Source organism: Bradyrhizobium sp. NDS-1 (genome assembly GCF_032918005.1).
In the GTDB taxonomy this organism is placed as follows: domain Bacteria; phylum Pseudomonadota; class Alphaproteobacteria; order Rhizobiales; family Xanthobacteraceae; genus Bradyrhizobium; species Bradyrhizobium tunisiense.
This window is the reverse complement of sequence record NZ_CP136628.1, coordinates 4,570,456-4,587,359: the sequence shown is the minus strand read 5'-3', so window position 1 is coordinate 4,587,359 and position 16,904 is coordinate 4,570,456. Positions and strand designations below refer to the sequence as shown.

At 64.6% G+C, this 16,904-nt stretch carries 14 protein-coding genes; 4 read left to right on the top strand and 10 right to left on the bottom strand.

The window, feature by feature from the left end; all coding sequences use genetic code 11:
• Nucleotides 1-5: 5 nt before the first annotated feature.
• The 5 genes from RX330_RS21725 to RX330_RS21705 form a co-directional block, all read right to left on the bottom strand.
• Nucleotides 6-875: a carbohydrate ABC transporter permease gene (locus RX330_RS21725; protein ID WP_317239749.1), complete on the bottom strand. Its 870-nt coding sequence runs from the start codon at nt 873-875 to the stop codon at nt 6-8.
• Nucleotides 872-1,822: a carbohydrate ABC transporter permease gene (locus RX330_RS21720; protein WP_317239748.1), complete on the bottom strand. Its 951-nt coding sequence runs from the start codon at nt 1,820-1,822 to the stop codon at nt 872-874. The genes RX330_RS21725 and RX330_RS21720 overlap by 4 nt, the downstream gene beginning before the upstream one ends.
• A gap of 1 nt (nt 1,823) precedes the next feature.
• Nucleotides 1,824-2,672: a phosphodiesterase gene (locus tag RX330_RS21715; RefSeq protein ID WP_212086092.1), complete on the bottom strand. Its 849-nt coding sequence runs from the start codon at nt 2,670-2,672 to the stop codon at nt 1,824-1,826.
• 141 nt (nt 2,673-2,813) lie between these two features.
• Nucleotides 2,814-3,071 carry a hypothetical protein gene (locus tag RX330_RS21710; protein ID WP_212086089.1) on the bottom strand — a complete coding sequence of 86 codons (258 nt, stop codon included), beginning with the start codon at nt 3,069-3,071 and terminating at the stop codon, nt 2,814-2,816.
• A gap of 19 nt (nt 3,072-3,090) precedes the next feature.
• Complete coding sequence (locus tag RX330_RS21705) at nt 3,091-4,563, bottom strand: protein adenylyltransferase SelO (protein WP_317239747.1); 1,473 nt, start codon at nt 4,561-4,563, stop codon at nt 3,091-3,093.
• 196 nt (nt 4,564-4,759) lie between these two features.
• Between RX330_RS21705 and aspS the strand changes: the two genes are divergently transcribed.
• Nucleotides 4,760-6,532, top strand: a complete 1,773-nt coding sequence (gene aspS / locus RX330_RS21700; RefSeq protein WP_317239746.1) for an aspartate--tRNA ligase — start codon at nt 4,760-4,762, stop codon at nt 6,530-6,532.
• Nucleotides 6,533-6,672: 140 nt separating this feature from the next.
• On the opposite strand, the gene RX330_RS21695 is transcribed toward aspS, so the two are convergent.
• Entirely contained in the window at nt 6,673-8,634 is a 1,962-nt protein-coding gene (locus RX330_RS21695; RefSeq protein WP_317239745.1) for a hypothetical protein, read from the bottom strand.
• A gap of 244 nt (nt 8,635-8,878) precedes the next feature.
• Between RX330_RS21695 and RX330_RS21690 the strand changes: the two genes are divergently transcribed.
• Nucleotides 8,879-11,188: an NADP-dependent malic enzyme gene (locus RX330_RS21690; RefSeq protein ID WP_212086075.1), complete on the top strand. Its 2,310-nt coding sequence runs from the start codon at nt 8,879-8,881 to the stop codon at nt 11,186-11,188.
• 293 nt (nt 11,189-11,481) lie between these two features.
• Nucleotides 11,482-11,934 (top strand): DoxX family protein, encoded by a 453-nt coding sequence (locus tag RX330_RS21685; protein WP_317239744.1) that lies wholly within the window; start codon nt 11,482-11,484, stop codon nt 11,932-11,934.
• Nucleotides 11,935-11,936: 2 nt separating this feature from the next.
• Here the strand turns inward: RX330_RS21685 and RX330_RS21680 are convergent, their stop codons facing one another.
• The 4 genes from RX330_RS21680 to RX330_RS21665 all read right to left on the bottom strand — a co-directional run bounded on the left by RX330_RS21680 (nt 11,937) and on the right by RX330_RS21665 (nt 15,925).
• Nucleotides 11,937-12,488, bottom strand: a complete 552-nt coding sequence (locus tag RX330_RS21680; RefSeq protein ID WP_317239743.1) for a dihydrofolate reductase — start codon at nt 12,486-12,488, stop codon at nt 11,937-11,939.
• A gap of 7 nt (nt 12,489-12,495) precedes the next feature.
• The gene (locus tag RX330_RS21675) at nt 12,496-13,521 is read right to left on the bottom strand and encodes a polysaccharide deacetylase family protein (protein ID WP_212086059.1); all 1,026 of its coding nucleotides are present in this window, start codon (nt 13,519-13,521) and stop codon (nt 12,496-12,498) included.
• 166 nt (nt 13,522-13,687) lie between these two features.
• Nucleotides 13,688-14,257: a glutathione peroxidase gene (locus RX330_RS21670; protein WP_317239742.1), complete on the bottom strand. Its 570-nt coding sequence runs from the start codon at nt 14,255-14,257 to the stop codon at nt 13,688-13,690.
• A 99-nt stretch (nt 14,258-14,356) separates the two neighbouring features.
• Nucleotides 14,357-15,925 carry a L,D-transpeptidase gene (locus tag RX330_RS21665; RefSeq protein WP_317239741.1) on the bottom strand — a complete coding sequence of 523 codons (1,569 nt, stop codon included), beginning with the start codon at nt 15,923-15,925 and terminating at the stop codon, nt 14,357-14,359.
• A 208-nt stretch (nt 15,926-16,133) separates the two neighbouring features.
• Between RX330_RS21665 and RX330_RS21660 the strand changes: the two genes are divergently transcribed.
• The gene (locus tag RX330_RS21660) at nt 16,134-16,682 is read left to right on the top strand and encodes a CreA family protein (protein ID WP_212086051.1); all 549 of its coding nucleotides are present in this window, start codon (nt 16,134-16,136) and stop codon (nt 16,680-16,682) included.
• The last annotated feature ends 222 nt before the right edge of the window (nt 16,683-16,904 follow it).

The following is a 16,904-nucleotide window of genomic DNA, read 5'->3' as shown; positions in this document are numbered from 1 at the left end:
ATCTCCTATTTGATGCCTGAGGTGACGAAAGAACTGATGAAGCGCTTCTGGAAGATCAGGAAGGTGACGAGCAGCGGCGCGATCACCATCAGCGTGCCCGCGGCGATGGTGCCCCAGGCCTGCGTGCCCTCGGCGGTCTTGGTGAAGACGGACAGGCCGACCGTGAGCGGCCGCTTGTCCGGCGAGTTGATCACCATCAGCGGCCACAGGAAGTCGTTCCAGTGGCTGGTGACCGAGATGATGGCGAAGGCCGAGAAGCTCGGCATCGACAGCGGCACGTAGATGTGGCGGATGCGCTGGATGAGGCTCGCGCCATCGATCAGGGCCGCGTCCTCCAGCTCGGTCGGAATGGCCTCGAAAGCCTGGCGCATCAGGAAGGTGCCGAAGGCCGAGGCGAAAAACGGCATCATCACGCCGGTGAGCGTGTCGTAGAGGCCGAGCTGCGCCACCAGCGACAGATTTGGCACGATCAGCAGCACCGGCACCAGCATCAGCTGCATCAGGAACAGGTAGAAGATCAGGGTCTTGCCGACGAAGGCGAGGCGCGCAAAGGCAAAGCCCGCCAGCGTGATCGTGACGAACTGCACCAGCAAAATGCCGGCGCAGATGATGGTGGTGTTGAGCGTGTAGCGCGGGAAGTCGCCGATCTCCCAGGCATCCCTGACGTTGTCGAGCGTCGGCTTCAGGCTCGGTATCAACTCAGCCATGGTGTTGATGCCGTCGGATGCAGGGCGCAGCGTCGCCACGACCATCCACAGGAACGGGATCAGCCAGACGATCGCGAGCAGCAAGGTCAGCAGAAAGCCGAGCTTTGGCGTGATCTCGCCCCTTGTGGCGAGCGGGACGTCCTTGCTGAGCCAGTCGATCAGCTTCATGGCCCGCCCTCGCGGGTCGCCATGGTGCGGAACGAGAGGGCGGTCAGGCCCATCAATGCCGCCAGCGTCAGCAGCGTTGCCGCCGAGGCCTTGCCGACGTCGTAATGCTCGACCGCCTGCTGGTAGATGTAGAACAGCACGAGATTGGTCGAATTCGACGGGCCGCCCTGGGTCATGACGAAGACGTGGTCGACCTGCGTCACCGCGTTGAGGATCGCGATGACGGTGACGAACAGGAAGGTGGGCTTCAGCTCCGGCAGGATGATGTGGCGCAGGCGCATGTAGGGCCCGGCGCCGTCGAGATGCGCTGCTTCCATCACGTCCTCGGGCACGGCCTGGAGACCGGCGAGGAAGAACAGCATGTAATAGCCGGCATTCTTCCAGATCGTGATGATCATGATCGCGTAAAGCGCGATGTCAGGGTCGCCGAGCCAGTTCGGCAGCACCGGAAGCAGGCGGCCGATATAGTAATCGAGCAGACCGACATTGGGCAGGAAGATGAACATGAACAGCGCGGAGGCAGCGACCATCGGGATCAGCACCGGCAGGAACAGCGCGGCGCGCAGCGCGCTGCTCACGACATGGGTGCGCGACAACGTCAGCGCGAACAAAAGCGCGAGGCCGATGCTCGGAATCGCCGTGCCGACCGCATAGACGAGATTGTTGACGACCGCGCCGGAGAAGGCGGGGTCGGCCAGCACCGCTGCGATGTTGTCGAGACCGACGAAGCGGACCGGGGCCTTCGGCGTAGCGCGCTGGCAGAGCGCGTCGATCAACACGCGGCCCATCGCGCCATAGGTGAACAGCGCGAGGAAGACCAGCGAGGGCAACAACAGGAGATAGGCGGGCAGCGAAGCTTTGAAGTGCGTGACGAGGCGCTTCAGCACGTCCGGGCGCGGCGCCGCCGATGTCGCGACCGGAAGAGCCGCGGGTTCGGCGAGGCTCATCTCACCGCGCCGGAAAGCTGAGTGCATAGTCGCGGCCGTCCACCCCCGCCGGTGGTTCGAAGGGGAACCGCAGACTGGTGTCGAGGAAGTCGTGGCTGTGCACGACGATGTTCTGGTCGTCGATCAGCACCACGCCATAGGCCGGCGGTTCGTGGCTGGCCAGATGCGGGGCGCCGGCATCGAGCTCGAACCAGACCTGGTGATTGGTGCCGCGCAGCGTCGAGAACGGAATCTTGCCAAAACTGCCGAAGATCGGCCGATGCACGTGGCCGAAGAAGAGGTGGCGGATGCGGCTGCGATAGGGCGCGATCACCTCGGTGAATTCCGCGCTCTGCTTGAGCGAGATCTCGTCCATCGCGAGCACGCCGACCGGGAAGGGCGGATGATGCATGAACACGACGAGCGGCATGTCCGCCGGTGCGGCTGCGAGCGTGTTCGCGAGCCAGCCGAGACGTTTTGAGCACATCTCGCCGGCGTGGCTGGTCTCGTCCAGCGTGTCCAGGAAAACGAACAGGCCGTGCTCGGTCGTACGAGTGCCCTGCACGAAGCCGTTGGAATCTCGAGGCGCCGCCTTGAGCGCGTCGAGGCAGGTGACGCGGCGGTCGTGATTGCCGACCATGGCGATGTAGGGGATCTTCAGCGCGGCCATCGCGTCGGCGAAATTGGCGTAGGATTCCGCCTCGCCCCAATGCGTGAGATCGCCGGTGACGACCGCAAATGCAGCGTCGGACTGGTGCTTGTTGATATCGGCAATCGCAGCATCCAGCCGGGCGCGCGGGTCAAGCCCGTAAAGCTTCAAGCCGGGGTTGGCCAGATGCGTGTCGGTGAGGTGGATGAATTTGAAGGGCATGGCGCTTGTCAGGACGGTTGGAGGACGGACGTCTCCGGCAAGACGACCCTGACAGGCGGTTAGAGCGCGTGTGTTTCAGTTTGATGACAGGGGTTCCCGCGGCGCAAAGCGTCCACAGGGTACAGCCAACGCGGGACCGGGTTAGCGAATAATCGCGCGCAGGCGCTCAATCTCGGCGATTAGCCTCGGAATATCCTGCCGCGCGTGAGCGACGAAGTCCTGATCCGCCTCGGTCGCACCGGTGAGATAAATGTCCTCGCCGCCGGTCTGGATGAAGTCCGAGCCACTGAATTTATCGCGCTTCTCGATGAACGATTTCCACGGACCGGCCGTCGTCTGTTCACAACGCGACTTTATTGCTTTGAATTCTTCTTCAGTCAGGGCGGGCAGTTGGGTCATTCGGCCATCCGGAAAAGATTCACGTCCCGCAGAACGTCTGCAGCACGCGCTGGTCCGGCAGCGGCGGATCGGCGTAGGCGGTGTAATTCGGCTGGTCCTCGAACGGTTTTGCCAGCACCTGCACCAGCTCCTCGAACGGCGCGTAATTGTCGTCGTTGACGGCAGCCCGGATCACGGCTTCGACGCGGTGGTTGCGCGGGATGAACATGGGATTGACGGCGTGCATCGCGGCCTGCCGTTCTGCTGCGGTCGGTGGCTCCAGCGCGATGCGCGCGCGCCAACGGCCGGCCCACTCGTCGAAGGCTGCGGGCTCCATGAACTGCGCGCGCACATCGGTGCCGTCATCGGCTGCGGCCTCGCCCAGCTTGCGGAAGGTGAGGGTGAAGTCGGCCTGGTTCTTGGCCATGGCGTCGAGCAGGTCCTGGATCAGCGCCTCGTCGCCGTCGCGCTCCGTGAACAAGCCGACCTTCCTGCGCAGGCCCGCCTGATAGGCGGCGCTGAACTGATCCGAGAAAGCGCCGAGAATGTCCTGGGCTTCCGCGACCGCTTTCTCCTGCTCGTCCGAGAACAGGGGCAGCAGGCATTCGGCGAGCCGCGTCAGATTCCACAGCGCGATGCGCGGCTGGTTGGCGTAGGAGTAGCGGCCCATCTCGTCGATCGAGGAGAACACCTGCGCGGGATTGTAGGCATCCATGAAGGCGCAGGGGCCGTAGTCGATGGTCTCGCCGGAGATGGAGCTGTTGTCGGTGTTCATCACGCCGTGGATGAAGCCGACCAGCAGCCAGCGCGCGACCAACTCGGCCTGGCGCGCGACGACGGCGGCGAGCAGAGCGTGATAGGGCCGCTCCGCTTGAAGCAGGTCCGGGTAATGCCTGATGATGACGTGGTCGGCGAGCCGGCGGATGGCCTCGGTGTCGCGGCGGACGGCGAAGAACTGGAAGGTGCCGACGCGGATGTGGCTGGAGGCGACGCGGGTCAGCACGGCGCCGGGCAGCGCGGTCTCGCGAATGACGTGCTCGCCGGTGACAACGGCAGCGAGCGAACGCGTGGTCGGAATCCCCAGCGCATACATCGCCTCGCTGACGATGTATTCGCGCAGCACAGGCCCGAGCGCGGCGCGGCCGTCGCCGCGGCGGGAGAACGGGGTGGGGCCGCTTCCCTTGAGCTGGATGTCGCGGCGGATGCCGTCCTTGTCGATGACCTCGCCGAGCAGGATGGCGCGACCGTCGCCGAGCTGCGGCACGAACTGCCCGAACTGGTGACCGGCATAGGCCATGGCGATGGGGTCGGCGCCCTCGGGAACCGTCTTGCCGGCCAGGATCGCCGCGCCTTCCGCCGTCTCCAGCATGTCGGGATCGAGCCCAAGCTGAACCGCCAGCGGCCGGTTCAGCTTGATCAGCCTGGGGGCCGCGACCGGGGTCGGCGCGACGCGCGCGAAGAAGCTGTCCGGCAGCGCCGAATAGGAGTTCTGGAAGGGGAAATTGACCGTCATGGCCTCAAGATAGGGTTGGAACGCCGGATGGCAAAGGCTCGGCCCCCGATATGCCAAAAATGGACGCTTCCGGCCCAAAACAGGCCGTTCCCTTGGTTGCCGCCTTGGGTCTCGTCGGGTAAACCCTGCCGCAATCTCGGACCCGCCATGAGAGGCGGTTCGATTCGCTTCCTCCGACATTGATTTTGGGACGACCATGCATCGCTACCGGTCACATACATGCGGCGCGCTCCGCGAGAGCAACATCGGCGAGACGGTCCGCCTGTCAGGCTGGGTCCATCGCGTTCGCGACCATGGCGGCGTGCTGTTCATCGACCTGCGCGACCATTACGGCCTGACCCAATGCGTGGTCGACCCGGACTCGCCGGCGTTCTCGCTGGCCGAGAAGCTGCGCTCGGAATTCGTGGTGCGGATGGACGGCAAGGCCCGCCGCCGCCCCGAAGGTACCGACAATGACGATCTGCCGACCGGCAAGATCGAGATCTATGTCACCGAGATCGAGGTGCTGGGCCCGGCCGGCGACTTGCCGCTGCCGGTGTTCGGCGACCAGGAATACCCTGAAGACATCCGCCTGAAGTACCGCTTCCTGGATCTGCGCCGCGAAAAACTGCACCAGAACATCATGACGCGCGTCGAGATCATCAAGTCGATGCGCCGGCGGATGGAGGGGCAGGGCTTCTTCGAGTTCAACACGCCGATCCTGACCGCGTCCTCGCCGGAAGGCGCGCGCGACTTCCTGGTGCCCTCGCGCATCCATCCCGGCAAGTTCTACGCGCTGCCGCAGGCGCCACAGCAGTACAAGCAGCTCTTGATGATGTCGGGCTTCGACCGCTACTTCCAGATCGCGCCATGTTTCCGCGACGAGGATCCGCGCGCCGACCGTCTGCCCGGCGAATTCTACCAGCTCGACGTCGAGATGAGCTTCGTCACGCAGGAGGACGTGTTCGCGGCGATGGAGCCTGTCATCACCGGCGTGTTCGAGGAGTTCGCCAAGGGCAAGCCGGTGACGAAGGGCTGGCGCCGCATCCCGTTCGCCGAGGCGCTGCGCAAGTATGGCAGCGACAAGCCGGATCTGCGCAACCCCATCGAGATGCAGGACGTCTCCGAGCATTTCCGCGGAAGCGGCTTCAAGGTGTTCGCGCGCATGCTCGAAGACCCCAAGAACCAGGTCTGGGCGATCCCGGCGCCGGGCGGCGGCAGCCGCGCATTCTGCGACCGCATGAACTCGTGGGCGCAAGGCGAGGGCCAGCCCGGTCTCGGCTACATCATGTGGCGCGAGGGCGGCGAGGGTGCAGGTCCGCTCGCGAACAATATCGGGCCGGAGCGCACCGCCGCGATCCGCGCGCAGATCGGCGTGAAGGAGGGCGATGCTGCCTTCTTCGTCGCCGGCGATCCCGACAAGTTCTGGAAGTTCTCCGGCCTTGCCCGCAACAAGGTCGGCGAGGAACTGAACCTCACCGACAAGGAGCGGTTCGAGCTCGCCTGGATCGTCGACTTCCCGATGTACGAGTACAACGAGGAGGACAAGAAGGTCGACTTCTCGCACAACCCGTTCTCGATGCCGCAGGGCGGGCTCGAGGCGCTGAAGGGCCAGGATCCGCTGACCATCAAGGCGTTCCAGTACGACATCACCTGCAACGGCTACGAGATCGCCTCGGGCGGCATCCGCAACCACGTGCCGGAAGCGATGGTGAAGGCGTTTGAAATCGCAGGCTACGGTGAGCAGGAAGTGGTCGACCGCTTCGGCGGCATGTACCGCGCCTTCCAGTACGGCGCGCCGCCGCATGGCGGCATGGCCGCGGGCGTCGACCGCATCGTAATGCTGCTCTGTGGCACCAACAATCTGCGCGAGATCTCGCTGTTCCCGATGAACCAGCAGGCCATGGACCTCCTGATGGGCGCGCCCTCGGACGCCACGACGAAACAGCTCCGCGAGCTACATGTGCGGGTGAACCTGCCGCAGAAGTGAGGCTCTTTGCCTCTCTTGAGGGGATCCAACGCTCTAAGTCGTCATGCCCGGGCTTGTCCCGGGCATCCACGCCTTTGCCGCTGCATGAAAGAACGTGGATGGCCGGGACAAGCCCGGCCATGACGGCGGTGAGAGCGTCTTTACAACCCCGTCGACGCCTCGATGCTGAACTGTGCCAGCGAGCTCTCCGGGTCGGTCTGGATCAGCTGCATCAATTGCATCAGCGGCACCTTGGCGCGCGGCGCGAGCTTGATGGTCAGCGTCTGTCCTGACGTCGCGACGAAACCGGCGAGCGCATCGACCGCAGCCCTGGCATCAAGATTGGAGGCCGTGACCTTCTCTCCCTGCGCCCGGATCATCTCGACGATGGCGCTGCGGGCGGCATCGCGGCTGACATTTTGCATGCGCGAGAACTGCGCCACGATGAGGTCGACGGCGCCGCTGTCGCGCAAGGACAGCTCGATCGCCCCGGTCTCGATCTTTCCGGCATCGCTCATGGCCTGCACCGGATCGGTCGTGAACACACCGCGCGGCACTTTGGCGAGCGCGAGGCGGGCTTGCGCCGTGGCGAGGTTGCCGACATCGATCATGGCTGGCGCGAGCGCGAACGCACCCGATGACTCCGTCCAGGCGGCACCGAGATCGAGGTTGATCGCGAGCTTGTCGATGCCCGCCATGATCAGCGGCCGCTGCGCCGGGTTGGCGGGATCGGTGGGCGTGACCATCTTCACGACCAGATTGGCCTTGCTCGGAATCGATCCGACCAATTGGCCCCAGTTCAGGCTGATCGTGTCGATGGTGACGAACTGCCGCGTGGACTTGTAGGGCGCTACCACGCCCTTGATCTCGGCGCCTTCGAGCACCCGGAACAGGCCCAGCATCTGATCGGGCGAGGGCGGTTGTCCGTGGGGGCTGAGCCCTGCCGCCCAGCGCATCAGGTTTGCCGCGCTGAACGATTTCACCGCGATGCGCTCCATCTTGAACTGCCCCTGCGGCGACGGCGCGTCGATGCCTTCGACCGCGAACTCGCCCTCCCGGTATCTGACGGCATTGATCCTGGCCGTCCCCTGCGGCGTGCCCATCGAGGTCTTGCCGACCTCGATCTTGCCGATGCGAAAGCCCTCATAGAATCCCGCGAGCTTTTCCAACATCTCGCGCGATTGTGCGGGCGTCGGCACCGAATTGTCCGCCGGCATGAGCGCGATGATCTCGGCCGGCCGGAATTTCGAGGGCTGCACCGCGATGTCCTCGAAGGTGATCCCGTGGATGTCCATCCGCATGCCCTGGGCCGATTTGAGCACATAGGGGCCGGTTGCGATCTGCCGGTAGACGCGATGGTAGCTGTCGTCGCCGGTCTTCTGCGGATCGAGCGCCGCGGCGATCGCGGTCGCGTCGAAATCGTTGACGATGACGTCGGAGAGCTCGCCGGTCAGCTTGTCCTGCCTGCCCGGCTGCGGCACGTCGATCGTGAACACGGCGCGGTCCGCCTTCATTGCGTCGATCTTGCCGTGCTTGAGATTCTGGATCGCCAGCCCGGAATAGGCGACCTCGCCGCTGCCGGCGCCGCTCGCATCGAAGGTCATCGTCAGCGTCGCTGCCGTGACGGACGATGCCGTGACACTGGCGTACTGATCGAGCACATAGCGGTAAATCTCGATCAGGTCGCCGCCCATCGGCGCGTTGCCGGCGCGAACGGGGCCGGCATAGTCACGCAAGGTGAGTTGCGGGATCTTGTAGGACGCCTTCAGCTTCGCGGCGCCGACCTGGTCCAGCGCGACTTCGAAACCGGTGACGTCGATGCTGTCGGCCGAGAAGCTGCTCTTGTCGATCAGGCGAACGCCCACGCCCTTGATGCCGGCGATCTTGATCTGGGCCTGCGGCTGCTCGCCGGGAGCGATCGCGATATCCTCGATCGTCAGCGTCCGGGTCGCGAGCTCGAACCCGATCTTGCCATGGCTCGCCTTGCCGCCGCTCGAACGGATCCGTTCGAACGCCGCCTCGACCTCGGCGGTGGCGCGATGCTGAACGTAGAGGTTGAAGCCGAACCATCCGCCCGCGCCGAGCACGAGGAGTGCGATCAGGCCGATCAGGATTCGCTTCATTCCATTGCTCCGATTGCCCGTTTTGCACCGCGCAACCTGCCATATTCGGGAAACGTCATGCGGTCCAGAGAAAGCTATGGTTTTCAAATATTTGACCGCGCGTCCTGTTGATGGGCGCGCAATCGGATGTTGCCACCGGGGCGCCCGGCGTGCTTCATCCCGTTTCCATGACCCGGAAATATGGTCGGCTCGGACAGCCGCTCTGGATCGTGCATTTTGAGGGTAACGCGAGGCGAGACACCGCATGTCGTCCTATTCTGATGATCTCCACCAGGCGGCGCTTGCCTATCACCGTCTGCCGCGCCCCGGAAAGCTCGAGATCCAGGCGAGCAAGCCGCTTGCCAACCAGCGCGACCTCGCGCTGGCCTATTCTCCGGGTGTCGCCGCCGCCTGCACTGAGATCGCCAAGAACCCGGCGGAAGCCGCCACCCTGACCACCCGCGCCAATCTGGTGGCCGTGGTCTCCAACGGTACCGCCGTGCTCGGCCTTGGCAATATCGGCCCGTTGGCTTCGAAGCCGGTGATGGAGGGCAAGGCCGTCCTGTTCAAGAAGTTCGCCGGCATCGACGTGTTCGACATCGAGATCGCCGCCGACACGATCGACCGCGTGGTCGAGACCGTGGCGGCGCTCGAGCCGACTTTCGGCGGCATCAATCTGGAGGACATCCGCGGACCGGAGTGCTTCGAGATCGAGACGCGCTTGAAGGAGCGCATGAAGATCCCGGTCTTCCACGACGACCAGCACGGCACCGCGATCATCGTCGCCGCCGCCATCACCAATGGTCTCAGGCTGAACGGCAAGAAGCTGTCGGACGTCAAGATCGTGGCGTCGGGGGCTGGGGCCGCCGCGATCGCGACGCTCAATCTCCTGGTGTCGATGGGCGCGCAGCGCAAGAACATCTGGGTCTGTGATATCGACGGGCTCGTGCACGAGGGCCGCAACACCTCGATGGACCGCTGGAAGGCGGTCTATGCGCAGAAGACCGACAAGCGTACGCTCGGCGACGTCATCGGCGGCGCCGACATTTTCATCGGCCTCTCGGCGCCGGGCGTTCTCAAGCCGGAGATGGCCAAGGCGATGGGCGACAAGCCCTTGATCATGGCGCTCGCGAACCCGACCCCCGAGATCATGCCGGAGGAAGCGCGCAAGGTGCGCCCCGACGCCATGATCTGCACTGGGCGCTCCGATTACCCGAACCAGGTCAACAACGTCCTGTGCTTTCCCTTCATCTTCCGCGGTGCGCTCGACGTCGGCGCCAGCGCCATCAACGAGGAGATGAAGCACGCCGCCGTCGAGGCGATCGCCCAGCTCGCGCGCGAGGCGCCGTCGGATGCCGTCGCACAAGGTTTCGACACCGGCGAGACGCAAGGCTTCGGTCCGGGCTCGCTGATCCCGAGCCCGTTCGATCCGCGCCTGATCCTGCGCATCGCGCCTGCCGTGGCGAAGGCGGCGATGGAATCCGGCGTCGCGACGCGGCCCATCACCAATTTCGACGAGTACACCGCGCTGCTAGAGCGCTTCGCCTTCCGCTCCGGCCTCGTCATGAAGCCGATGTTCGCCAAGGCCAAGACCCAGCCGGTGCGCGTGATCTACGCCGAAGGCGAGGACGAGCGCGTGCTGCGCGCCACGCAAGTGGTACTGGAAGAGAAGCTGGCGCGGCCCATCCTGGTCGGCCGTCCCTCGGTGGTCGAGGCGCGCATCAAGCGTTTCGGCCTCTCGATCCGGGCCGGCAAGGATTTCGACCTCGTCAATCCCGAGGATGATCCGCGCTACCGCTCCTACGTGCAGTCCTATGTCGAGGTCGCCGGCCGCCGCGGCGTGACGCCGGATGCGGCGCGCACCGTGGTGCGCACCAACAACACGGTGATCGCCGCGCTCGGTGTCACGCGCGGCGAGGCGGACGCCATGCTCTGCGGCGTCGAGGGCCGCTACATGAGCCATCTGCGCCATGTGCGCGAGATCGTCGGCTTCTCGCCGGGAATCAGCGATTACGCGGCGCTGGCCCTGCTGATCACCAGCAAGGGCGCCTTCTTCATCGCCGACACCCAGGTTCGGCCCAATCCGAGCGCGGAGGAACTCGCCGAGATCGCATCGCTCGCCGCGGTCCACGTTCAGCGCTTCAACATCAAGCCGAAGATCGCCTTCGTCTCGCACTCGGATTTCGGCAGCTACGACACCGAATCGTCGCTCAAGATGCGGCGAGCGACGCAGTTGTTGAAGGACAAGCATCCGGAGATCGAGGCGGACGGCGAGATGCAGGGCGACACCGCGCTCTCCGCTGCTGCGCGAAAAATGGTGCTGCCGCACTCCCAGCTGGAGGGCGAGGCCAACATCCTGCTCATGCCGACGCTCGACACCGCCAACGTCGCCTATCAGATGATCAAGTCGTTGGCGGACGCGCTTCCCGTCGGGCCGATCCTGATCGGCCCTGCGCGCCCGGCGCATATCCTGACGCCGTCGGTGACGGCGCGCGGCATCCTCAACATGACGGCCGTCGCCGTGGTGGAAGCGCAGGAGCGCGCGGCGCGGCAGCAGCCGACGTTGTTTACATAGGGGCGGTGTCGCGCTCGCCCTCTTCCCTTGTGGGAGAGGGTGGCTCGCCGCGAAGCGGCGAGACGGGTGAGGGGTCTCTCTCCGCGAGCACCTCTCACAATTGGATTGGCGGATGGATACCCCTCATCCGGCGCTTCGCGCCACCTTCTTCCACAAGGGGGAAAGGGGGGCGTTCCACGTGGGACGTGTCTTGAATTCCTTTCAGTTTGCATTTCCCCGTTTGTAAACCGGAGCGCGACTCTTCATAATCGCGCCGAGCATCCCCACGCTCCGAGCTTGCCAAGAGGCCGATCATGCCAGCGTTCGTGACTTTCGGGCGAATCCTGTTCGCCGTGCTGTTCATCTACACGGGCGCGACCAAGCTCTTTGCCATCCAGGCGACGGCCGACTTCATCGCCACCAAGGTCGTGGTGCCCGAGGCGATCGCGCCTTACGCCCAGCAGGTCGAGGCCGCGACCGCGATGACCACGCCGCAACTGCTGGCAATTGCCGTCGGCGGGCTCGAGATCATCGCTGGCTTGATGATCGCGCTGAATTTCGGCGCGCGTTTTTTCGCGCTGTTGATGATCATCTACGTCGCGGTCGCGACCGTGTTGTTCTACGACTTCTGGAATATGGCGGCGCCCGACAACGCGAAGATGCTGGTCGACGCGCTCAAGAACCTGTCGATCATCGGCGCATTGTTCATGATCATGGGGTACGGCCGCACCACGCGTCCGGCCGAGGCGGCATACGGGGACGTGTAGCGCTACGCCCTGCGCCACGGCGTGACGGTGACGTCATGCGCCGCGTCGAGCACGTAGGGCGCATCCGGCTTCATCCCGTGTGAAGCAAGCACCTCGTGCGGAGTCTGCTGGGGCACGCCGACGAAACAGCCTTCGCCGCCGGGCAGGCGGACATGTGGGGCCTCCGACAGCCAGAACGTGTCGTAACGGTCCATGAATATGTCGAACACAACGGGGCCGCCGATGACGGCGACCATGCCGGAGGCGACATCGGCGAAGGCACAGGCCTCCTCGAAGCTGGCGTGTTCCGGATTCCACAGTGTCGCGTTCGGCATCTCCGGATCGACGGTGAGCGCTTTGATCTTGCGTGTCAGGATCAGCCGCTTGCGCTTCGGCGAGTTCGGCTGCTGCTCATGCGAGTTGCGGCCATGCACGATCAGCGTGGCGCGATCGAGCGCCTGCTCGAAGAACAGCTTGTCACCGTCGAACTTCAGCCTGTCGGGCATGACGTGCCCGGCGTCGGCGAGCATGCCGTCCGCTGAGACGATGACGTAGCCTTCGATGCGGAAAGACAATGGCCGTCTATTCGGAAACGGTCGTCACCACGGAATTGACCGGGCGCTGACTCACAGTCGGCAGCTTGAGGTCCTTGACCAGCTCCTGGTCGTACTCAGGCAGGGTCGAGGCGGGGAACTTCGCGCGCATCGCCACCACCTTGTAGCCGCCAGCCTTCAGGCGCTTGAGCAGCTCGGGCAGGGCTTCCGCAGTGTGCTTCTGGAAGTCGTGCATCAGGACGATACCCTTGCCCTTGGTGTCGAGCTTCTTCATCACGGTCTCGACGATCTTCTCGGGTTTTGAGGCCTTGAAGTCGAAGGAGTCGATGTCGCAGGAGAAGATCCCGACGTTGCGGTTGCCGAGATAGGTGACCATCTCCGGCGGATGCTGGAGGGCGGGGAAGCGGAAGAACGGTGCCGGCGAGACACCGCCGAGCGCCCACTTCACTGCCGCAAAGCCCTTCTCGATCTCTTCCTTGCGCTGCGCCTCGGTGAACTTCTTGTTGTTGAGGTTGGCGTGCGACCAAGTGTGGGCGCCGACCGTATGGCCGGCCGCGTAGACCTGCTTCAGGATCTCCGGCTCGTAGGTCGCGTGCTTGCCGATGATGAAGAAGATGCCGGTGGTGCATTCGTCCGCGAGCGCCTTGAGCACCGCGGGCGTGTTGCGCGGCCAGGGGCCGTCGTCGAAGGTCAGGACCACCTCCTTGTCGCGCAGGAAGTCGAGCTCCTTGAAATGCTCGAAGCCAAAGCCGGGACCACCCGTGGTGTCGATCTCGACGGTGCGGGCGACACCGAGCGCGCCCGGCGTGTTGCAGGCTGCGCGGGCCGGCTGCGGCGCTTGCTTGGGCGGGGGCGGATTGACGAAGCCGGCTGGTGCGGCGGCTGCAGCGGGAGCGGCGGCCGGAACCGGGGCGGGCGTCGCCGCAGCTGGTGCTGGCGCGGGTGCAGCTTGTGTCGCGGCTGCGGGCTTTGCGGCCGGAGTTTGTGACCATGCTGCGCCGGACATCGCCAGAGATACCGCGCTTGCCAAAATCAGTCCTGCCGCCACGCGCATGGTGTTGTCCTCGAGATTGATCCCATTGTTCTGCCGCGGCTTTTCGCCTCCGGCAAGAACCCATCCTGCCCAAACGATCCTAGCCTAGATGGTGGGCCATCGCCATTGCAACGGCTGTTTGGCATCCCGCCCCAATTGTGCCCAACCGGATTGGGCGGCGTCAGCGTCAACTGTCTGCTAGCGCCCTGGCAACGGCAGTCTTGATCCGCGTGTCGGCCGGTTCGACCGCGGACGGAAAGACATCGGCGATATAACCGTCGCGGCCGATCAGGTATTTGTGGAAGTTCCAGCGCGGAACTTCCCTTGGTCGCGCCTCGGCGGCCCATTTGTAGAATGGATGCGCCTTCGCTCCGATGACGACGGCTTTCGCTGCGATCGGGAACGTAACACCATATTGGTGGTGCGCGGTCTCAGTGATTTCGCTGCGGCCGCCGGGCTCCTGACCGCCGAAATCATTCGACGGCACGCCGATCACGGTGAGCCCGCGGGCGCGAAACTCGGTCCAGACCTCCTGCAATCCGGCATATTGCGGCGTGTAGCCACAAAGCGAGGCGGTGTTGACCACCAGCAGCGGCTTGCCGGTGAAAGCGGCCAGACGGATGTCGTCGCCCGACAAGGCGGGGAATGAGAAGGCATAGGCCGAGATCCGGCTCATGCCGCCCTCGGCGAAAGCACGCGTGACCGGCACCAGCGTGCCGGCAAACGCCATGGTGAGCATGGTTCTGCGATTCATCATGACGGCGTCCCCCGAAATGATCCGGAGCACATGTTACTCCGCCGGTGCGATCCACCTCGTCAACACCGCGTTATCTGGCGGGGCGAGCGGGCCTAATGCCTAATAGAGGCGGACTATGAAGTCGGTGCCTTCGCCGGTCTCGCCCTGGTTGATGCCCTGGTCGGAGATGATGATCGAGCCGCCAGTGGTCAGCATCTCGTTGATCTTCGCCATGGTGTCGGCGGGGATCGAGATGCGGTCGAGGGCTGCAGCCGGGCTGTCCGGCGTGACCACCGGCTTGGCAGTCACGGGCTTGGCGGCGACGGGGATCACGGCAGCGCCGCGCTGGCCGCGCGTGAGGCGGCCATCGTCCTCGCGTGCCGCGGAACGGGCGGAGACGGGCAGAGACACCACCGACCAACGCAGCGCATTGGTATCGATCTTGTCGAGTTCAGCGGTGAAGATATGCGTGCCGAGCGGCCGGTCGCTTGGGGCGATCGTGACCGGCACCTCGAACAGCGGCGCAAAATTCTGCCGCACGTAGAGCTTGGAATCCTTGCGGCTGATGAAGACGGCGATCTGGCCGGCCCGCTTGGGTGCCTCCGGCTTCGCGGCCGGCGCCGGCTCGGCCATGCGGCTCTCGTCCTTCTTCGCATCGGGCGGGGCGGCGAGCGCAGGCGCCGGTGCATCTGGCGTCTTTGCGGAGCCCGCCGCTTGCGTCCTGGTCGGCTCGGCCTTGTCGGCGGGCTTGTCCTCGTTGGCCGGCTTGGCGGCATCTGCCGACTGCGGCTTGGTCGCGTCGGTTGCCTCAGCCGTCCTGGCCTTGTCGGCGGCTTCCTCGTGGGCGGCCGCATTCCCCGTGGTCACATCCGACATCACGGCATGGCCGACGGAGGTGCGTAGCTCGACCCCGCTGTCGGCGCTGGCGGTCTTGGTTTCGACAGGCTTGATCTCGGTGGCTTTGGTTTGCGCGGCGCCCTTGTCTGCCTTGTCGCCCACATTGGTCTGCGGCTCGAGGTTGGCAACAGGCTGCGGTGGCACGCGCACGGAGGCGAGCAGGGGATGGGAGAAGCTGTGCGGCGTCACCTCGCCGGGCGCGACGATGACGCGCGCGCCCATCCTGGTCCAATTCCACATCTTCATCGCGAACGCCATCGGCATGCGGATGCAGCCATGCGAGGCCGGATAGCCCGGCAACGCGCCGGCATGCATGGCGACCCCGGACCAGGTGATCCGTTGCATGTACGGCATCGGCGCGCCGCTATAGATGTTGGAGCGGTGGAATTTGTGCTTCTGGATGACGCTGAACACACCCATCGGCGTCGAATGGCCCTTCATGCCTGTTGACACCGGAGATTCCGCGAACAGGCCTTTGGTGTCGTAGACCGTCACCTTCTGTCGGTCGATCGAGACGACGATGACCAATGGCCCTTGTGGCTTGGTGCCGGCTTCCTTCTCGGCGACAGCGTCTTTCTTGCCGGCCGCGCCACGCTTCTGGGGCTTCTGGCGCTGTATCTCGGGATGCCGGCCCTGCCGAGCGTAATAGGATCCGTCGGAATAATCCGTCCAATAATAATAGGCTGCGTCTGCCTGGCTGGTCGCGCCGATTGCACCCGCCGCCGTCAAGATGGCGACCTGCCAAAGCCGCGCCGGCTTGGCAGAAAAACCCGACCCGTTCACGCTGAACATCCTCGAATCCATAATCCAAATCAGACGTTAGTCTCGCAAAGGGGATACGCGTTCACCAGCAGCGCGGTTCTGCCGTTAGCTACTTTTGTTCAAGACGTAGCAAAAAAGCCTCACAGAGCGGTAAACAGCGGCCACCGCCGGCTGCCTGTCGTCTTCCTGTCGGGCGGACGCGTTCCTACATTGCAGGGACTTGTTACCGGAGAACTTCATGTCATCTCGTTTCCCTGGTCTTGCCGGCATCCGCTTGAAAGGCCTTGCCTTATTCCTCCTGGCCTTGGCTGTGCCGGCGGCGTCCGTCCAAGCTGCCGACGAGCCCGATCTGATCTTCCGCCGCTCCACCGTGTTCAAATGGATGAGCCCGAACGACAAGCTTGCGACCTATGGTCTCGACGATCCCGAAGTCGAGGGCGTCGCCTGTCATTTCACGGTGCCGGAGAAGGGAGGCTTCAAGGGTTGGCTTGGCCTTGCCGAGGAGGTCTCGGACATCTCACTGGCCTGCCGCCAGGTCGGCCCGATCAAGTTCAAGAACAAGATGGAGCAGGGCGACGACATGTTCCGTCAGCGCCGTTCGCTGTTCTTCAAGAAGATGCAGATTGTCCGCGGCTGCGACGCCAAGCGCAACGTGCTGGTCTACATGGTCTATTCGGACAGGCTGATCGAAGGCTCGCCGAAGAACTCGACCTCGACCGTGCCGATCATGCCGTGGGGACCGGCGGACGCAAACGTCCAGAAGTGCGGCGAGTTCTTCACGCACTGACGCGCTTTCGCCAGTGATAGAGGCGCGGCTGGCCTAGGGTTTGACAAGATGCGAGCCGGTCAGCCGCACGAATGCCTGTGGAGCGGCCTCAAAGCCGCGGCCAGATTGCAGCGACATCGCGCCGGCTGAGGCGACGCGACTGGGTCGTCGATCTCCGCTCTCCGTCCGTTGGTCCGCCTCGCGCGGCGTTGCGCGATCTTGCGCCACCATAATGGCCATCCT